Source organism: Streptomyces sp. NPDC001714, from assembly GCF_042892755.1.
Classification (GTDB): domain Bacteria; phylum Actinomycetota; class Actinomycetes; order Streptomycetales; family Streptomycetaceae; genus Streptomyces.
Window position 1 is genome coordinate 1 of record NZ_JBIAUL010000068.1, and the last position, 2,818, is coordinate 2,818.

At 61.2% G+C, this 2,818-nt stretch carries 3 protein-coding genes; all 3 read right to left on the reverse strand.

The annotated features are described in order from the left end of the window. Window positions 1-30: 30 nt before the first annotated feature. The gene (locus ACFY0P_RS52070) at window positions 31-813 is read right to left on the reverse strand and encodes a reverse transcriptase domain-containing protein (protein WP_388929520.1); all 783 of its coding nucleotides are present in this window, start codon (window positions 811-813) and stop codon (window positions 31-33) included. Window positions 814-1,399: 586 nt separating this feature from the next. Further along, window positions 1,400-1,633, reverse strand: coding sequence for a hypothetical protein (locus ACFY0P_RS52075; RefSeq protein ID WP_388929522.1), 234 nt, complete (start codon window positions 1,631-1,633; stop codon window positions 1,400-1,402). A gap of 244 nt (window positions 1,634-1,877) precedes the next feature. Continuing rightward, a complete protein-coding gene (locus tag ACFY0P_RS52080) occupies window positions 1,878-2,387 on the reverse strand; it encodes a DUF4265 domain-containing protein (RefSeq protein ID WP_388929521.1) in 510 nt (169 codons plus the stop codon). Between the last annotated feature and the right edge of the window lie 431 nt (window positions 2,388-2,818).

Genomic DNA, 2,818 nt, shown 5'->3' on the forward strand with positions numbered 1-2,818 from the left:
CGCGAGCACACCCCAGCCGATCACGGTCAGTCACCAGACGCCGACGCCGAGGGCGACATGCGCCCGTGTTATCCATTGCGTTGGAGGCGTGGCGACTCCTCCTTGCGGAGTACCGGTGAGGGTCTCCGCAAGTCCGCCATGCAGCTCGACAACCCCGGCCCGCAGAAATGCGCTGACCAGCCGCAGGACCTTGCGGTCCTTGATGCGCTCGGCCACCAGGTCCATGAGGACGTGGTGGTCGACGTTGTCGAAGCAAGCCTTGATGTCGCCCTCGATGACCCACTCGTAGTTCGACGGCTTGCTGCTGCAGTGGTGGATTTCGGCGATAGCATCCTGGGCCCGACGGCCAGGCCGATACCCGTAGCTGGACGGGTAGAAGTCCACCTCGAAGATCGGCTCCAGGATCAGCTTGAGGGCCATCTGCGCAACCCGGTCACGCAAAGTCGGGATACCCAAGTAGCGAACCCTTCCATTCTTCTTGGGGATCACCGCTTGCTTGACCGGTAACGCCGTGAAGGACCCATCCCTGAGCGAAGAGCGAAGCTCCTCCAGGAACGAAATCACTCCCAGGCGTTCCTCAATGTGGTAACGGGTGACCCCGTCCACACCCGCTGTCCTGGCACCCCGGTTGCCGGACACCCGTTCCCAGGCCACCAACAACGTGGCCCGATCACAGACCAAGTTGAATACATCCTCGAACCGGCGAGCCGGTTCGTTCCTTGCCCATCGGTGCAGCTTGAGCTGATGGTCGAGTACCCGCCGCTCGGCCGCCATACTGCCCGGCCACGATATCGGCGGCGCGTCGTTATTCAACAACGTCCCTCCCCGGCAGCAGCCCTGCCGCTATCACGCTGTCGCCCTTTCCCGTGTGACTGGCTTTCCCAGCCTCTGAGTACTACGGCGACTCCGCCACGATCCGGCACCATCAACGGGCGTCGCGCCTGCCCGCCGCCCGGCCGGCTGCCGGACGGGAAGGGCGATGCCAGATCGCTTCCCACGTTCACTGAGAATCTTTACGACGGTTTCGGTGCCCGGCTTTACCCCGGCAGCATCGCCACGGACCGCATATCGCAGTCTTGGTCCGGGCCTCCCGGCGCCCACAGGATAAAGACGCCGGAAGAGGAGAGGCCACCGGATAGAGCACTCTCCAGCACTGCGGCGCGGCCCATCCACCAGATTCGGCAGGCCGCTGACGACTCACGGGGCTTCAACCACCGGTTCAGTTTCCTTACACCCATTCCGTCTTCGCTTGCGGGCACGAACCGCCTGGTGGTGTCGGTTCGCCCCTACGTTGTCGAGGCCGCTTCCAGCGTCACCCCCAACCCGGGGATCCACCTGCCTCCAGCTTCAACCGGTCACTGCGATGACCAGCGGCGGATTCCTCCTCCCGCTCGATTCCTCAGCGCCTCGTGGCGCACACCCGGTATCGTCGATGATCAGCACCCCCGGCCGTGTCCCCAAGCTTCTCGGCGACGTATTCCTGCAGGTCATCGCGGATTTCGTCGGGGTCCCAGCAAGTTCGGCTCAGCAGGTGCTGCAACCCTGCGGGAGTGTGGTGACCGGCATGCTCGGCCAACTGCCAGCTGTTCTTCCGGCCCACTGGTCCAAGCAGGCCGTGCACATAGGACCGCATCCGCCGCCAAAGATCCACCCGTCCGAAGCGGTGACCGATCCGCACCAGCAGTTCTTCCAGCTCTGCCGACCAGACATCGGGCCGCACGTCATCTTGCGCGACAAGCACAACGGGCCGCCGCACCCGAAGTCACGAACTCCCGCCACCTGACGGCATATCAGCCCAGTACACTCACGAACGTGCCTCTGACCAGCAGGAATAGCGAACTGCAACTGGAGTATTAGATGGAGCCCACACCTATTGTCTACTCCCACCAGCCAAGCGGTTCCCCATTTTGGTCGTAGACATTTCCATACTCCCATTCGATGCCACGCTCCGGCAGTGCAGCCATAATTGATTCAATCGCCGGGAAACCAATCCCGACCGGGAACGTGAGAACGACTAGGGAATCAAGCTCCCCGTCAACCCTTCCCCCAATCCCCGCAACCCTCTTTTTGAATGAATCAATGACTTCACCGGGAATTCCTTCATGGAAGACCTGGATGGCGACATTTCCACCGCGAGTGATTACGGTCGCACTCTTAGTGATTTGGTCATATTCAACCTCATCACCCGCCGCAATTCCTCTATAGAAACCCGGCGACAGTCGCACAAGATAGCGCGTCTCGGCAAGTCGAGTGGCAGCCACCATTTCGTCAGCGGCGGCCCCGTCTTGAGACTCAACGCGGAGCGGCAGTCCAATAAGGCCCACTGGATTAGTCGAATCTCCTATATCCGGCACCGCATCCTCCTCGCTCAGCGCACGACTTTCCATCAGAAGGAGCTCCTCGGTCTTGCGCGCTGCTATTGCACGCGGCGCCTTCTATGCACAGGTTCTCCGGCTCCAGGTTACCACCCAGGTTCCTCGGCACATTAACGTGCCCGATCTGGACATTTGCAGGGTTAGTGGTTGTCATCCCGCAACGCCAACATTGCAGGGTACCGTCGCCAACCTGCTGCACCTGGGCAATCATCCTATTCCGGATCGTGGTTGTGACATTCTTTCCAGCCGTTGGTCCACCCGTGCTCGCCGCCATCTGCCCCGGCGAAGCAACATCTCCGTCGTGCAAGACGAACAGGAGAAACTGCACATCGCATTTAGGATCGGCGCGGGAGTGTCTTGTTTTTCGTGTAAGCCCTGGTATTGACGCTCCTTGGGTTTGTTCGGGTCTTACTGGTTGTCGATGACGCGGTCGCCGTAGAAGC